This window comes from Streptomyces sp. GL_148 (assembly GCF_057834205.1).
This window is the reverse complement of the sequence record NZ_CM174396.1, coordinates 6,172,493-6,188,194: the sequence shown is the minus strand read 5'-3', so window position 1 is coordinate 6,188,194 and position 15,702 is coordinate 6,172,493. Positions and strand designations below refer to the sequence as shown.

Below are 15,702 nucleotides of genomic sequence, written 5' to 3'. Positions count from 1 at the left end.
TCCGCAGCGGTCAGTGACCGGTCGAGCCGCCGTTGTCACGGCGGTCCAGCGCGCGCTGCAGGGCGGCGGCGGCGTTCTTGCGGTCCGCGTCGGCGGCGGCGGAGCGGCGGACGCGGCGGGCGGTGGTGGAGGGGGTGTGCGTCATGGTGATCGACTCCTTGAGATCACGGCGTGGCGGGGCCACGGATGAGGGGTTCCTTCAAGGCGCCGGAAGAGGCGGGGAGCGGTGCGCGGCAGGGGTTGCCTGCCATGGGGCGCGCGCTCTCGACCGCCATTCGCCGGATCGGCGAGACGTTCGGCTTCTACAACGTAGGCCAGCTCCCGCTGTATGTCTCCGCAATTACTCGGACTTCCTACTATCTGAGACGCCGTACGGCCCGGAAGGCCCCTTCCGGCACTCCGGTTTCAGCCGCTCCCGGCGCGAAGTTCCCTGATCAGAGCCCGTACGGCGAGGGTGGCAGCGGATTCCGGTGTGGTGACGTACCCCACGCGCCTCACTGGCCCCTCCGGGCCCAAACCGGTGACGTCGACGGCTCCGGTCACCTCGCGGAGGGACAGCTCGGGCATGATCGCCATACCGAGCCCCCGGCCGACCATGGTCAGCACCATCGCATCGTCCTCCGCCTTGACGGTCGCCCGCGGGATCCAGTCCTGCGCCAGCCACCAGGTGCGGGTGTAGGAGCCGCAGTTCTCGTCCCAGTCCATCAGGGGCAGCGCCTTCGGGTCGGGATGTCCGGCCGGATGCACCAGGGCGTACGCCTCCTCCACGAGCACCCCGCTCAGCAGACCGGGCGGCATGCCCTGCGAAACGCCCAGCGTCGCGATGCCGAGGTCCGCGCGGCCCGCGGCCACCTCCCCGGCCGCACCGGCGCCGATCTCGCGCACCACCCGGACCTCGGGGCGGATCCCGGGGTGCCGGGCGGTGAGCCGCTCCAGGGCGGGTGGCAGCAGGTGCAGGGCCGCGCTGCGGAACGCGGCGATCCGCAGCACGCCGTCCAGTGCCACCGGGTCGGCGGCCCGGCCCGCGCCGCGCGCCTCCGCGCCCATCACCTCGTAGAGCCGCAGGATCCGGCGGGCGTGGCCGACGGCCCGCTCCCCCGCCGGGGTGGGCGAGGCGCCGGTCCGGCCGCGCTCGAAGAGCACCGCGCCGAGCTTGGCCTCGCTGCCGCGCACCGCGTGCGAGACGGCGGACTGGGTGAGACCGAGGGCGGAGAAGCCGCCACCTCGGCGACGGCTACCCGGACCCGCAGTTCCTGCGGGAGGAGCTCGGCCGGGCCAAACCCTTGCCCGCCGATTCCCTCCTAAGACTTGATCCGCAATTCCCGAAGGAGGTACGGACTGCATCCGGTCGGCTGGTCCGGGCGCTCCGACGTGGTCACCTCGCGGTGTCTCATCCGGGGTTGCTCGGGTCCGTTCCGGAATTCGGTGAGCAGAGGCCCGCAGTTCAGCGGACTGCCACAGGTGCTGCACCGGCAAGCCGGTGGTCAGAACCTCGCGCGGTTGACTCACACTGGCCGTCTTCTCGGCCGCCACCGATCGTATCGGACCGGCTGCCCGAGAGATGCGGAACACCTCGGCTCGTCCGATCCGGGCCTCGCGGAGGGCGACCTGGTCTTCCACCGCGAGGGCTGGCGCACCCACGCCCTCGTCACCCTGGGCGCCGGCGGCGCCCGCAAGCTGCGCGGCCACGAGGGCGTCCCGCTGGAGGCGTACCTCTCGATCCTCGGCGGCACCGGCCTGACCGCGTACGCCGCCCTGACCCGGACCGCGGCCCTGCGAGAGGGCGAGGACCTCTTCGTCTCGGCCGCGGCGGGCGGGGTCGGAACGGCCGTCGGCCGGATCGCCCGGCTGCTCGGCGCCCGCCGGATCATCGGCAGCGCCGGTTCGGCGGCGAAGGTCCGCCACCTCACCGGGGCCCTCGGCTTCGACGCCGCCTTCGACTACCACGACGGGCCGGTCGGCGAGCAGCTCGCGCAGGCCTCGCCCGACGGCATCGACGTCTACGTGGACAACGTCGGCGGGGACCACCTGGAGGGCGCGATCGACGTGCTGCGCGAGTACGGCCGCATCGCCTGGGTCGGGGGGATCTCGATGTACAACGGCGACCGCTCGCCCGCCGCGCCCCACAACCTCTTCGAAGTCGTACACAAGTCGCTCCGCCTGGAAGGCGTATTGGTTCGAAATCACACCAATCTGCAGGACGAGCTGGAGGACTTCCTCGTCCCTCATCTGCGCAGTGGCCTGATCGGCACCGATACCACCGTTGTGCAGGGCTTTGATCACACGGTGGACGCCTTCCGGGGCATGCTCCGCGGGGAGAATCTGGGAAAAATGCTCGTACGGATCGACGTCTGAAACCAGCCACCCGGATGTTCACCGAGTTCTTACCGCACGGCTGTAGACCTTTGGCGCGTCTGCCGCCACGCTTGCCGTCAATGTGCCAGCGGGGCACTTGAGTTGGAGGCGAGCAGCCAGTGACACCTATCAGCCGCAGAGGATTCGTGGGAATCGGCGCCGGGCTGATGGCAGGGGCGACCCTGCCCGCGATCGCGCCGACCTCGGCGGCCGCCGCCACCGCGTCCGGCACGATCACCGACGTGAAGCACGTGGTGATCCTGATGCAGGAGAACCGCAGCTTCGACCACTACTTCGGCAAGCTGAAGGGTGTCCGCGGCTTCGGCGACCGCGCGGCCGGAAACATCCCGGGCGGCTGGGGCATGTTCAACCAGCCCAACTGGGGCGGCCGCCAGTACCCGTGGAAGCTCAGCTCCACCCCGCCGGTGGGCGGCGTCGACGGCGAGACCCTCGCCCAGTGCAACGGCGACCTCCCGCACAGCTGGACCTCGCAGCACGCGGCCTGGAACAAGGGCCGCATGGACAACTTCGTGACCGGCGTCGGCAACACCCGCACCCTCGGCTACCTCGACCGCGGCGACATACCGTTCCACTACGGCATCGCCGACGCCTACACCGTCTGCGACGCCTACTTCTGCTCCACCCTGAGCGCGACCGGCCCCAACCGCACCTTCCTGTGGAGCGGCAAGATCGACGCGGGCAGCAAGGACGGCGGCGAGGAGTCCGGGCTGACCTGGGAGACGTACGCGGAGGCCCTCCAGCGCGCCGGGATGAGCTGGAAGGTCTACCAGAACGCCCAGGACAACTACGGGGACAACGGGCTCGCCTACTTCAAGAAGTTCACGGACGCCGCCCCCGGCACCCCCCTGCGGGACCGCGGCATGGGCTCCGTCCCCAAGGTCACCGGCTCCACCCCCGACGACATCGCCGCCGCCATCCGCGCGGACGTCGTCGCCGGCACCCTCCCCCAGGTCTCCTGGGTCGTGGCGAACGAGGCCTTCTCCGAGCACCCGTACGCCCCGCCCGGCGACGGCGCGCACTTCGTGGACCTGGTCTACCGCGCGCTCTCGGCGAACCCGGAGGTCTTCGACTCGACCGTCCTCTTCCTCAACTACGACGAGAACGACGGGTTCTTCGACCACGTCCCGCCGCCGGTCGCCCCGCCCGGCACCCCCGGCGAGTACATCGACGGCGTCCCGATCGGGCTCGGCTTCCGCGTCCCGATGATCGTGATGTCCCCGTGGACCCGTGGCGGCTGGGTGAGCTCCGAGGTGTTCGACCACACCTCCGTGCTGCGCTTCATGGAGACGTGGACGGCCGCGCTCGGCACCCCCGCGAACTGTCCGAACATCAGCGCGTGGCGCCGCAAGGTCACCGGCGACCTGACGGGCGTCTTCGACTTCGCGCACCCGGTCTACGGGGTTCCCGCCGGCCTCCCCTCCACGGCCAAGGTCATCGGCCAGGCGACCTGCGGCCCGCTCTCCAACCCGGTGCCGCAGGACAATGCGCAGCCGGTGCAGGAGGCCGGGACCCGGCCCGCGCGAGCCCTTCCGTACCAGGTCAACGGGAACCTGGACCGCTTCGAGTTCGGGTCGGGCGGCAAGATCCTGGCCTGGTTCTCGATGGCGAACGCGGGCGCCGAGGCGAAGCAGGCGGCGCACTTCTCGATCCACCCGCACCAGTACCGGGACACGGCCGCCTGGCAGTACACGGTGGACGCCGGCGCCACGTCGACGGACTACTTCAACATCGGGCTCGGCAGCGGCTCCGGCAAGTACGACATCTCGATGTACGGGCCGAACCGCTTCCTGCGGCGCTTCATCGGCGACGCGTCGAAGGCGGGCAAGTCCATCGAGGTCGCGTCCCGCTTCGCGGTAGAGCCGGGCACCGGCAAGACGGCGCTCTACCTCAAGCTGACCAACTCCTCCGCCTCCCCTGTCACCTTTACGATCCGCGCGAACGCCTACCGCACGGACGGCCCGTGGACGTACACGGTGCCGGCGAACTCCTCGCGCGAGGACTACTTCAACGCGGTGGCCTACAACAACGGCTGGTACGACTTCACCGTCCTCGCCGACTCCGACGGCACCTGGTCGCGCCGCTACACGGGTCACATCGAGACGGGCGCCCCGAGCATCAGCGGCAGCTAGTGCCTTAACAGGCAACGTTTGCCCTGTTGTGATGTGACGCGCCGTCCCGGTGCTGTGCCGGGCGACGCGTGGCCGTCACCCTGTCCGGGTGGCAGAACGAGTACGTGTACGCGAGATCGACGATGACGAAGGCAGACGGCTGCTTCGGATCATCCGCCGGGGAACCGGGTCGGTAGTGACCTGGCGGCGGGCCCAGATGGTCCTGCTGTCCGCCCAGGGCATGCCGGTGGCGAAGATTGCCGGGGTGACGTTCACCAGCGCGGACCGGGTCCGGGATGTGATCCACAACTTCAACGCCGACAGCTTCGTCTCCCTGTATCCGAAGTACAAGGGCGGCCGGCCCAGGACGTTCACCCTGCCCGAGCGGCGCGAGATCAAGAAGATCGCGAAGTCCAAGCCGACCGAACACGACCTGCCCTTTTCGACCTGGAGCCTGACCAAGCTGGCGGACTTTCTGGTCGCCGAGGGGGTGGTCGACGACATCAGCCACGAGGGCCTGCGCATCCTGCTCCGCGAGGAAGGCGTCTCCTTTCAACGCCTGAAGACCTGGAAGACCTCCCGCGACCCCGACTACGCGGCCAAGAAGGCCCGCGTCGAACACCTCTACGCGATCGCCGACGGCGAGGTCATACCCGAGGAGGGCGAGCCCGAAGTCGTCTTATGTATGGACGAGTTCGGGCCGCTCAACCTGATGCCCCACCCGGGCCGGCAGTGGGCCGAACGCTCCGGCAAACACAAGGACCCCGACCGCGAACCCCGCCGCAGGCGGCGGGCGACCTACAACCGCTACGGCGGAGTACGGCACCTGTTCGCCGCCCTGGACCTGGCCAAGGACAAGCTCTACGGCCACATCAAGCCGGTCAAGAAGCGCACCCAGTTCCTGGAGTTCTGCCGCTACCTGCGAACCCTCTACCCGCCCGAGGTCCGTATCGCGATCGTCTGTGACACCTTCTCCCCGCACCTGACCACGAAGAGGTGCCAGCGGGTCGGCACCTGGGCCGCGGCGAACAACGTCGAGATCGCCTACACCCCTACAAACAGCTCCTGACTCAACCGCATAGAAGCCCAGTTCACCGCCCTGCGCTACTTCACCCTCGATGGCACCGACCACGCCTGCCACAAGGAGCAGGGCAGCATGATCCGCCGCTACATCATCTGGCGAAATCGCCACGCCGACGACCGGCGCCTACGCTCCGTCGTCGACAGCGCCAACGTCGCCTAATGGCACGGCAGTAGCTACACCTTGGACGGGATATGGACAGCCGCCATTACGGCACGTTCCACCCGAGCACGACGGGCAGCTTGTGCTCGTAACCCAGCGTGTTGATCGTCCCCGGATGCGGGTGCCCGAACTGCCGCGCGGCCGACGCGTCGAGCCCGAGCCAGCGCGCGGTGAGTATGCGTGACAGGTGGCCGTGCGCAACGACGGCCACGTCGCCCTTGTCCAGCAGCGGCCGGACCCGGCCGAGGAAAGCGTCGACCCGCACCGTCACGTGCCCGAGGTCTTCGCCGGCGTCGACGCCGTCGCGCCACAGCTCCCAGCCGGGCTTGAGTTCCTGGATTTGCTCGGCGGTCAGCCCCTCGTAGCGGCCGTAGTCCCACTCGATCAGGTCGGTGTCGGGCTCCGCGCCGCTCAGCCCGGCCAGTTCGGCGGTCCGCACGGCGCGAGTCAGCAGGCTGCTGTAGACGGCGGCGAACTCCCGTTCGGCCAGCCGAGGTGCGAGCGCACGCGCCGCGTCCTCCCCGGCCTCGGTCAGCGGCAGGTCGGTGCGGCCAGCATGCTGGCCGGTCCGGCTCCATGCGGTCTCGCCGTGCCTGATCAACACCAATTCGCCCATGGCTGAGGACCATATCTCACCTCGAACACAGGGCGAACGTTGCCTGATACGGCACTAGAGACCGTCGCCGTCGCGCCGGTCGAAGTACAGCGGCCCGGCGGTGGGATCCAGCACCACCCCCACCGCCGGGCGGCGCCCCCACGTACGCGCGGGCTCCCCCACCGCCCGTATCCGCTATGCGGACGTAAAATATCGCCCACCGGCCGGATGGGGCCGACGCGGCTCTGGCGGTCTGGACCATTGGCTCGGCAGACTCGCCCCATGTCTCCCGATACCCAGCAGTGGACCCCGATCCACGGCCAGCCGTACCGCTGCGCCCCCTACCGCCCCGAGCGGATGCCGAGCGGGGAATCCCTCGCACGCGCCGCCGAGTTGCGCGAGCGGATGGACGAGCGCAGGACCGTACGCCACTTCTCCCCCGACCCGGTGCCCCAGCAGGTGGTCCGGGACGCCATCGCGTGCGCCGCGACCGCGCCCTCCGGTGCGCACCAGCAGCCGTGGACCTTCGTCCTCGTCAAGGACCCGGCCGTACGGGAGCAGATCCGCGCGGCCGCCGAGCAGGAGGAGCAGCTCTCCTACGACGGCCGCCTCGGCGACGAGTGGCTCGCGGCGCTGCGCCCCATCGGCACGGACGCCGTGAAGACCCACCTCACGGACGCCCCGGCCCTGATCGTGGTCTTCCAGCAGCGCTACTGGCTCGGCGAGGACGGCACGAAGCACAAGCACTACTACGTCGACGAGTCGGTCGGCATCGCGGTCGGCATGCTCCTGTCCGCCCTCCACCTCTCCGGCCTGGCCGCCCTGATCCACACGCCGAGCCCGATGCGCTTCCTCTCCCACGTCCTGAACCGCCCGGAGAACGAAAAGGCCTTCGCCGTCATCCCGGTCGGCTACCCGGCGGACGACTGCGAGGTCCCGGACCTGATCCGCAAGTCCCTGGACCAGGTCATCGTCGAAGTCTAGGCGGACCGCGGACCGCCGGACATGGAAACCGCCCCCGCTCCGGACTTGGGGGTACCGGAGCGGGGGCGGGGTTCACTGGGGCCGGGGTCAGCCCATGTGGGGGTAGCCGTAGTCGGTCGGGGCCACCAGGGTCTCCTTGATGGAGCGGGTCGAGGTCCAGCGCATCAGGTTCGAAGCCGCGCCGGCCTTGTCGTTGGTGCCCGAGGCGCGGCCGCCGCCGAAGGGCTGCTGGCCGACGACGGCGCCGGTCGACTTGTCGTTGATGTAGAAGTTGCCCGCCGCGAAGCGGAGCTTCTCCATCGCGTCGGCCGCCGCGTAGCGGTCCTGCGCGATGACGGCGCCGGTCAGGGCGTACGCCGAGACGGACTCCATCTGCGCGAGCATCGCGTCGAACTCGGCGTCCTCGTAGACGTGGATCGCCAGGATCGGGCCGAAGTACTCGGTCGTGAAGACCTCGTTCGACGGGTCGGTGCACGCGATGACGGTCGGGCGGACGAAGTAGCCCTCCGCGTCGTCGTACGTGCCGCCGGCGACGATCTCGCAGGTCGGGTCGGCCTTCGCGCGCTCGATCGCGGCCTTGTTCTTCGCGAAGGAACGCTCGTCGATGACGGCGCCGATGAAGTTCGTCAGGTCGCGGACGTCACCCATGGTGATGCCGTCGACCTCGGCCGCGAAGGCCTCCTTGAAGCCGTCGTTCCAGATCGAGGCCGGGACGTAGGCGCGCGAGGACGCCGAGCACTTCTGGCCCTGGTACTCGAAGGAGCCGCGGGTCAGGGCGGTCTTCAGGATCGCGCGGTCCGCGGACGGGTGCGCCACGACGAAGTCCTTGCCGCCGGTCTCGCCGACCAGGCGCGGGTAGGACTTGTACGTCTCGATGTTGGTGCCGACCGTCTTCCACAGGTACTGGAAGGTCTTGGTCGAACCGGTGAAGTGGATGCCCGCGAGCTCCGGGTGGGTCAGCGCCACGTCGGAGACGGCGACGCCGTCGCCCGTCACGAGGTTGATGACGCCCTTCGGAAGGCCGGCCTCCTCCAGGAGCTCCATCAGGAGGACCGCGGAGTGCGTCTGCGTCGGGGACGGCTTCCACACGACCACGTTGCCCATCAGGGCCGGGGCGGTCGGCAGGTTGCCCGCGATGGCCGTGAAGTTGAAGGGGGTGATCGCGTAGACGAAGCCCTCGAGCGGGCGGTGGTCGCTGCGGTTCCACACGCCGGCGGAGTTCGCGACCGGCTGCTCGGCCAGGATCTGGCGGGCGAAGTGGACGTTGAAGCGCCAGAAGTCGACGAGCTCGCAGGGGCAGTCGATCTCGGCCTGCTGCGCGGTCTTCGACTGGCCCAGCATGGTGGAAGCGGCCAGCTTCTCGCGCCACGGGCCGGACAGCAGCTCGGCGGCGCGCAGGATGATCGCGGCGCGGTCGTCGAAGGACATCGCACGCCACGCCGGGGCGACGTCGAGGGCGGCGTCGACGGCCTCCTGGGCGTCGGCCTGCGTGGCGTTCGCGTACGTACCGATGACCGACTTGTGGTCGTGCGGCTGCACGACGTCGAAGCGCTCGCCGCCGCCCATCCGCTTGACGCCGTTGATCGTCATCGGGAGGTCGACCGGGTTCTCGGACAGCTGCTTCAGCTGCGTTTCGAGACGCGCACGCTCCGGGGTGCCGGGGGCGTACGAGTGGACCGGCTCGTTGACCGGCACGGGGACCTGGGTTACAGCGTCCATGATGCGGGGTGCTCCTTGAGCTAGTGGGAGGGCCTAGTTCTTGGTGATCATCGAGCGGAGGAAGAAGAGCAGGTTGGCCGGCTTCTCCGCGAGGCGGCGCATGAAGTAGCCGTACCAGTCGGTCCCGTACGCCGTGTAGACGCGCATGCGGTGGCCCTCGGCGGCCAGCCGCAGGTGCTCCTCGCTGCGGATGCCGTACAGCATCTGGAACTCGTACTCGTCCAGCTTGCGGCCGGCCTTGCGGGCGAGCTCCTGGCCGATGGCGATCAGGCGCGGGTCGTGGGACCCGATCATCGGGTAGCCCTCGCCCTCCATCAGGATCTTCAGGATGCGGACGTACGCCTTGTCGATCTCGGCCTTGTCCAGGTACGCGACCTCGGCGGGCTCCTTGTAGGCGCCCTTCACGATGCGCACGCGGCTGCCGGCCGCGGCCAGGCGGTGGGCGTCGGCCTCGGTGCGGAACAGGTACGCCTGGATCACGCAGCCGGTCTGCGGGTGCGTGCGGCGCAGCTCCTCGTGGATGGCGAACATCGAGTCGAGGGTGGTGTGGTCCTCGGCGTCCAGGGTCACGGTGGTGCCGATGGCGGCGGCTGCCTCGACGACCGGGCGGACGTTGGCGAGGGCCAGCTCGTGGCCGCCCGGGAATGTAAGGGCGGGCCCGGAGGGCCCTCCACCAAGGGTGGTGGTGGGCGACGGGAGGGACTGGCCGAACATGGACAGCTTCACCGACATCTCGACGGTCTCGCCGAGGCCCAGGTGCGCGAGCTGCTCGATGAGCTCGAGGTACGCGTCGCGCGCGGCGTGCGACTGCTCCACGGTGGTGATGTCCTCGCCGACGACGTCGAGGGTCACCTCCAGGCCCTTGCCCGTCAGGTCTTCGACGATCGGGATGACCTGGTCGACCGTCTCACCGGGGATGAACCGGTTCACCACGGGCTTGGTCACCGGGGCGGCAGAGACGATTCGGCGCATCTTGTCGCTGCGCGAGGCGGCGAGGATCGCGGGACCCAGCACGGGGCACCTCCAACGGGGGCGGGCAGAAGCAGACATTCAGCCCGCGCCGGGACGACGGAGGCCATAAGGAAAACGCAAGTAAAACCACCGTGAAACCTAGGGATCTCCCCGATCCTCTGCCATCGACAGCTGTCACGCATCCGTGGCCCGGATCTCATACATCTGTCTGAAGAGCGGCTGCGGGGGTGGGAGAATGTGCGGGTGAAAGGCGATTACCAGGACCTGGTGGACGAGATTTCGGCGCTGCTCGGCGCTCCGGCGACGCTGGAGAACCGGGACTTCCGCCTCATCGCCTTCGGCGCGCACGACAGCGATGACGATCTGGCCATGGACCCGGTACGGACCCGCTCGATCCTGACCCGCCAGTCGACGGCGGCCGTCCGGTCCTGGTTCGAGGGCTTCGGCATCGCGCGCGCCACCGTACCGGTCAGGATCCCGGCGGCCCCGGACGCCGGCGTCTTCCGGGGGCGGATCTGCCTGCCGGTGCGCTACCGCGGCATCGTCCAGGGCTACGTGTGGCTCCTCGACCGGGAGCCCGGCCCCGGCCCGGAGTCCCTGGCCGCCGCCATGGAGGTGGCCCAGCGGATCGGGCTGCTGCTCGCGGAGGAGGCCCGGGCGGGGGCCGACCTGTCCCGGGAGTTCCTCGCCGTACTCACCGCCGGGCGCGGCTGGCACCAGGACATGGCGGTGGCCGCGCTACGGGTGGCACTCGGTCCGGGCGCCGAAGGACCGCACGCCGCGGTCTGCGTGAGCCCGTGGTCCGGCGAAGCCCCGGCTTCGGTACCGGGAGCGGCGGCCGTCTGCGTGGTGCCCTGGCGGGGGGCCGGCGAACAGGAGCCCCGCCCGGGCGGCGGGCCCGCGGGGCAGTCCCTCGCGGTCCTGATCCGGCTGCGCGGCGCGGACCCGCTGGCTCCGGCCCTCACGGCGATCTCCCGCCTGATGCCCGGCGCGGGCGGCGGGACGGGCGGCGCGGCAGGCGGCCCCGGTTCCGCCACCGGCCCCGGCCCCGCCTCGGCGAAGGCCGGCGGCAAGGCCGTCACCCCCGGGGCGGCCACCGGAGTGACCGCCGGGGTGTCCGACCCCGTGCGGGCGCTCACCGAACTGCCCGCCGCCTGGCAGCAGGCCACCGCCGCCGCCCGGGCCGCAGCCGCCGGGCCGCGGCTCGGCCCGGTCGCGCAGTGGTCCGCGATCGGGCCCTACCGCATGCTGGCGTCCGTCGCCGAGGAGGCCCTGGACGACCCGGTGGCCCGCGCCCTGCGCGGCCCGGCCAATCCCGAACTGGCCCGGACCGCCGAGGTGTTCCTGGACTGCGCCGGCCAGGCGGGCCGCGCGGCGGCGGCCCTGGGGATCCACCGCCAGACCCTGTACTACCGGCTGTCCCGGGTGGAGCAGCTGACCGGCCTAGACCTGGACGAGGGCGAGGACCGCCTGCTCCTCCACATGGCCCTCAAGGCCGCCCGCCTGGCTTAGGACGGGCCGCGTACAGGCTCAACGTCGCGGAATTGCCCGGCGCACAGTCCCAGTCCCAGGCATGGGCGGCGTGCCGCCACACGCTCAGCAACTCCCGCCCCGGCGCGCTGCCCTCTGGCGCCCCGGACGCCGCCGGGCGGGGGGCCGCACGCAGCCGGCCGGCATCGACGTAGGGAAGGAACTCCCACGAGAGGAACCGCTCGTCGAGCACCCCGCGATTACCCGGCGGAATCCGGACCGGGTCCTTCCACCGACACCTTCGCCATCGCCATCGCCGCCACCGCTCGCCGCATTCCCTCCGTCAGTTCCGCCGGGGTCGCGGCCGACGCGGGGTCGAAGAGCCACTGGAGCATGAAGCCGTTCAGCAGGGCCTGGTAGAAGGCGCCGGAGGTCCGCAGGTCCTCCTCCGTCAGGTCCTCCTCGGGCACGCCGGTGAACATCGAGACCAGCCCCTTGCGCCCCTCGCCCTGCGAGGCGGCGAGCATCGACCGCAGTTCCGGCATCCGGCCCCCGGCCAGGGCGATCTCCATGCTGGCCGACCAGATCGGGCCGGATGCCTCGTGGCCGGCGTGCACTCCCTCCCATACCGAGCGGAAGCGTTCCAGCGAGCCGCCCTCGCCCTCCACCCCGGCCGTGAACCGGTCACCCCACTCCTGGACGACCGCGACGTAAGCCTCCGTCATCAGGGCGTCCTTCGAGCCGTAGTGGTAGCCGATCGAGGCCAGGTTCGCACCCGAGGCCTTGACGATGTCGCGGGCGGTCGTGCCCACGAACCCCTTCTCGACCAGGCACTTCTTGGCGCCTTCCAGCAAGTCTTCGCGATGTCCCATGCCTTCACGGTAACCAAGACACCCGTCCAAGACAAACGTCCTACACAATCGTTCTATACGGCCGTACTAGACAACCGTTTATGACGCTTGTACATTACTGCTCATGACGAACCCCGCAGCACGTCTCGCCGGTCGCCGGGAATGGACCGCCTTCACCGTCCTCCTGCTCCCCCTGCTCCTGGTCTCGATGGACGTCTCCGTCCTCTACTTCGCCATCCCGGCCATCACCCGGGAGCTGGACCCCAGCGCCACCCAGCAGCTCTGGATCTTCGACAGCTACGCCTTCGCCCTCTCGGGCCTGCTCATCACGATGGGTTCACTCGGCGACCGGATCGGCCGCCGCAAGCTGCTGCTCGCCGGCGCGGCCGCCTTCGGACTCGCCTCCGTCGCCGCCGCCTACGCCTCCAGCGCCGAGATGCTCATCGCGGCCCGGGTGCTGCTCGGCATCGGCGGCGCGACCCTGATGCCGTCCACGCTCGCCCTCGTGCGCAACCTCTTCCAGGACGAGCGGCAGCGCGGCAAGGCCATCGCGATCTGGTCCGGCGCCATGACCGGCGGCGTCGCCCTCGGCTCGGTGCTGAGCGGGGTGATGCTGAACCACTTCTGGTGGGGCTCCGTCTTCCTGATCAACGTGCCCGCGATGCTGCTCCTGCTGGTCCTGGTCCCCGTGCTGGTCCCCGAGTTCAAGGACCCGGCGCCCGGCCGCTTCGACCTGCTGAGCGTGCCGCTGTCGATGGCCGCCGTGCTGCCGGTGGTCTACGGACTCAAGGAGATCGCCGCCGAGGGCTTCAGCCCGCTCTACGCCGGCTGCCTCGCCGCCGGCCTGGCCTTCGGGTGGCTCTTCGTCCGCCGCCAGCGCACCCGTGACGACGCCATGGTCTCCCGGGACCTCTTCCGGGGGCGCGGCTTCGGCGCCGGCATCGGCCTGAACACCATCGCCGCCTTCGCCATGATGGGCTCCGCCTACTTCACCACCCAGTACCTGCAGTCGGTGCTCGGCATGGGCACCCTGGAAGCCGCCCTCTGGAGCCTCGCCCCCTCGGTCCTCATCGGCGCCGCCGCCCCCGTCAGCGCGGCCCTGGCCCAGAAGACCGACCGGGCCTACGTCATCTCGGGCGGCTTCGTCCTCGCAGCCGCCGGGTTCGCCCTGATCAGCCTGGTGGACACCGACTCGCTGTGGCTGCTGCTGACCGGAGCCGGGGTCCTCGCCAGCGGCATCGTCACCGTGATGTCCCTGGTCTCCGACATGGCGCTCGGCTCCGCCCCCGCCGAGAAGGCCGGCTCGGCCGCCTCCCTGCTGGAGACCGGCCAGGAGTTCGGCGGGGCGCTCGGGATGGCCGTCCTGGGCAGCCTGGGCACGGCCGTCTACCGCTCCGACCTGGCCGGCTCCGAGCCCGCCGTAAACGCAGTGATGCCGCCGGGCACACGGGAGACCCTCGGCGGGGCCGTGGCCACCGCCCGGGGGCTCGGCGGGGCGGCCGGCGACCAGGTCCTGGCCGCGGCCCGGGAGGCCTTCGTCCACGGAATGCAGTACGCGGCCTGGGGCGGTACGGTCCTGCTCCTCGCGGCGGCGCTGCTCGCCGCGGCCCTGCTCCGGGGCCGCGGAGCCCAGGCCCCGGCTCCCGCCGAGCCGGCCGCGGCCGGCGAAGCGCTCGCCCACTGAGCGGCGTAGAGGAAGAGGAACAGACACACGAAAGGGCCCGGGATCTCCCCCGGGCCCTTCGCTCTGTCTGCTGCCGGAACGTCAGCGGAGGCTGACCGTACGGGCCGAGACGGCACCGATCTCGGTGGCGATGTCCGCGAGGACGTTCACCGGAGCCTCGGCGTCGACCGTGAGGACCGCGAGGGCCTCGCCGCCCTCTTCGGCGCGGGCGACCTGCATGCCCGCGATGTTGAGGCCGGCCTCACCGAGGATGCGGCCGACGGTGCCGACCACGCCCGGGCGGTCGGCGTAGCGCAGGACGATCATGTGGTCGGCGAGCGCCAGGTCCACGTCGTAGTCACCGATGCCGACGATCTTCAGCAGGTGCTTCGGGCCCACGAGCGTGCCGGAGACCGACACCTCCTGGCCGTCCGACAGGGTGCCGCGGACGGTCACCACGTTGCGGTGGTCCGGGGACTCCGAGGAGGTGGTCAGGCGGACCTCGACCCCGCGCTCCTGCGCGAAGAGCGGGGCGTTGACGTAGGAGACCGTCTCGTCGACGACGTCCTCGAAGACACCCTTGAGCGCGGAGAGTTCGAGCACCTTGACGTCGTGCTGGGTGATCTCGCCGCAGACCTCGACGTCGAGGCGGACCGCGACCTCGCCCGCCAGCGCGGTGAAGATGCGGCCGAGCTTCTCGGCGAGCGGCAGGCCGGGACGGACGTCCTCGGCGATGACGCCGCCCTGGACGTTGACCGCGTCGGGCACCAGCTCGCCGGCGAGCGCGAGGCGCACCGACTTGGCGACCGAGACACCGGCCTTCTCCTGGGCCTCGTCCGTGGACGCGCCGAGGTGCGGGGTGCAGACGACCTGGTCGAGCTCGAACAGCGGGGAGTCCGTGCAGGGCTCCTTCGCGTACACGTCGAGGCCGGCGCCGGCGACGCGGCCCTCCTTGATGGCCGAGTACAGCGCGGCCTCGTCCACGATCCCGCCGCGGGCGGCATTGACGATGCGGACGGACGGCTTGACCTTGTGCAGGGCCTCGTCCCCGATGAGACCGAGGGTCTCGGGGGTCTTGGGCAGGTGCACGGTGATGAAGTCGGCGACCTCGAGCAGCTCGTCGAGCGTCAGCATCTTGACGCCCATCTGGGCGGCGCGCGCGGGCTGCACGTAGGGGTCGTACGCGACGATCTTCATGCCGAAGGCCGACATGCGCTGGGCGACCAGGACGCCGATGCGGCCGAGGCCGACGACACCGAGGGTCTTCTCGCTGAGCTCGACACCCGTGTACTTGTTCCGCTTCCACTCGCCGTTCTTCAGGGCGGTGTTGGCCTGCGGAATGTTGCGGGCCGTCGCGACGAGCAGGCCACAGGCCAGCTCGGCGGCGGTGACGATGTTGGAGGTCGGAGCGTTCACGACCATCACGCCGGCCTTGGTGGCGGACGAGACGTCGACGTTGTCGAGACCGACGCCCGCACGGGCGACGACCTTCAGCTTCTTGGCTGCGGCGATGGCCTCGGCGTCGACCTTGGTCGCGGAGCGGACCAGGATCGCGTCGACGTCCACGATCGCGGGGAGCAGCTCCGCACGGTCGGCGCCGTTGCAGTGGCGGATCTCGAAGTCCGGGCCGAGCGCCTCGACAGTGGCGGGCGACAGCTCTTCGGCAATGAGTACGACAGGTTTCGAGCTCACGTGGGTCCTCACAAGTCCAGTGCGGACGG

The 15,702-nt window shown here is 70.5% G+C and carries 11 protein-coding genes and 2 pseudogenes; 6 read left to right on the top strand and 7 right to left on the bottom strand.

The window, feature by feature from the left end; all coding sequences use genetic code 11:
* Window positions 1-10 precede the first annotated feature (10 nt).
* Together AC3IYI_RS28435 and AC3IYI_RS28430 are read right to left on the bottom strand one after the other, a co-directional pair.
* Window positions 11-145, bottom strand: a complete 135-nt coding sequence (locus AC3IYI_RS28435) for a hypothetical protein (RefSeq protein WP_266904135.1) — start codon at window positions 143-145, stop codon at window positions 11-13.
* Window positions 146-405: 260 nt separating this feature from the next.
* Window positions 406-1,250: pseudogene (locus AC3IYI_RS28430) on the bottom strand (LysR family transcriptional regulator).
* Window positions 1,251-1,500: 250 nt separating this feature from the next.
* On the opposite strand from AC3IYI_RS28430, the gene AC3IYI_RS28425 reads away from it, so the two are divergent.
* From AC3IYI_RS28425 to AC3IYI_RS28415, 3 genes and pseudogenes are all read left to right on the top strand, one after another.
* On the top strand, window positions 1,501-2,355 hold the full coding sequence (locus AC3IYI_RS28425) for a zinc-binding dehydrogenase (RefSeq protein ID WP_489406382.1): 855 nt from the start codon (window positions 1,501-1,503) through the stop codon (window positions 2,353-2,355).
* 119 nt (window positions 2,356-2,474) lie between these two features.
* Entirely contained in the window at window positions 2,475-4,505 is a 2,031-nt protein-coding gene (locus AC3IYI_RS28420) for a phosphocholine-specific phospholipase C (protein WP_489406381.1), read from the top strand.
* Between the two features lie 88 nt (window positions 4,506-4,593).
* Window positions 4,594-5,727: pseudogene (locus AC3IYI_RS28415) on the top strand (IS630 family transposase).
* Between the two features lie 46 nt (window positions 5,728-5,773).
* On the opposite strand, the gene AC3IYI_RS28410 reads toward AC3IYI_RS28415, so the two are convergent.
* Window positions 5,774-6,343 (bottom strand): histidine phosphatase family protein, encoded by a 570-nt coding sequence (locus tag AC3IYI_RS28410; protein WP_489406380.1) that lies wholly within the window; start codon window positions 6,341-6,343, stop codon window positions 5,774-5,776.
* 261 nt (window positions 6,344-6,604) lie between these two features.
* On the opposite strand from AC3IYI_RS28410, the gene AC3IYI_RS28405 reads away from it, so the two are divergent.
* On the top strand, window positions 6,605-7,306 hold the full coding sequence (locus tag AC3IYI_RS28405; RefSeq protein WP_489406379.1) for a nitroreductase family protein: 702 nt from the start codon (window positions 6,605-6,607) through the stop codon (window positions 7,304-7,306).
* 87 nt (window positions 7,307-7,393) lie between these two features.
* Here the strand turns inward: AC3IYI_RS28405 and pruA are convergent, their stop codons facing one another.
* The gene (gene pruA / locus AC3IYI_RS28400) at window positions 7,394-9,025 is read right to left on the bottom strand and encodes an L-glutamate gamma-semialdehyde dehydrogenase (RefSeq protein WP_489406378.1); all 1,632 of its coding nucleotides are present in this window, start codon (window positions 9,023-9,025) and stop codon (window positions 7,394-7,396) included.
* 33 nt (window positions 9,026-9,058) lie between these two features.
* On the bottom strand, window positions 9,059-10,039 hold the full coding sequence (locus AC3IYI_RS28395) for a proline dehydrogenase family protein (RefSeq protein ID WP_489406377.1): 981 nt from the start codon (window positions 10,037-10,039) through the stop codon (window positions 9,059-9,061).
* Between the two features lie 201 nt (window positions 10,040-10,240).
* On the opposite strand from AC3IYI_RS28395, the gene AC3IYI_RS28390 reads away from it, so the two are divergent.
* Window positions 10,241-11,509 (top strand): PucR family transcriptional regulator, encoded by a 1,269-nt coding sequence (locus AC3IYI_RS28390; RefSeq protein ID WP_489406376.1) that lies wholly within the window; start codon window positions 10,241-10,243, stop codon window positions 11,507-11,509.
* Between the two features lie 218 nt (window positions 11,510-11,727).
* Here the strand turns inward: AC3IYI_RS28390 and AC3IYI_RS28385 are convergent, their stop codons facing one another.
* Window positions 11,728-12,339 carry a TetR/AcrR family transcriptional regulator gene (locus AC3IYI_RS28385; protein ID WP_489406375.1) on the bottom strand — a complete coding sequence of 204 codons (612 nt, stop codon included), beginning with the start codon at window positions 12,337-12,339 and terminating at the stop codon, window positions 11,728-11,730.
* A 103-nt stretch (window positions 12,340-12,442) separates the two neighbouring features.
* Here AC3IYI_RS28385 and AC3IYI_RS28380 point away from each other — a divergent pair, with 103 nt between their 5' ends.
* Window positions 12,443-14,002, top strand: a complete 1,560-nt coding sequence (locus AC3IYI_RS28380) for an MFS transporter (protein WP_489406374.1) — start codon at window positions 12,443-12,445, stop codon at window positions 14,000-14,002.
* Window positions 14,003-14,083: 81 nt separating this feature from the next.
* Here AC3IYI_RS28380 and serA read toward each other — a convergent pair whose 3' ends face one another.
* Window positions 14,084-15,673 carry a phosphoglycerate dehydrogenase gene (gene serA, locus AC3IYI_RS28375; RefSeq protein WP_489406373.1) on the bottom strand — a complete coding sequence of 530 codons (1,590 nt, stop codon included), beginning with the start codon at window positions 15,671-15,673 and terminating at the stop codon, window positions 14,084-14,086.
* Between the last annotated feature and the right edge of the window lie 29 nt (window positions 15,674-15,702).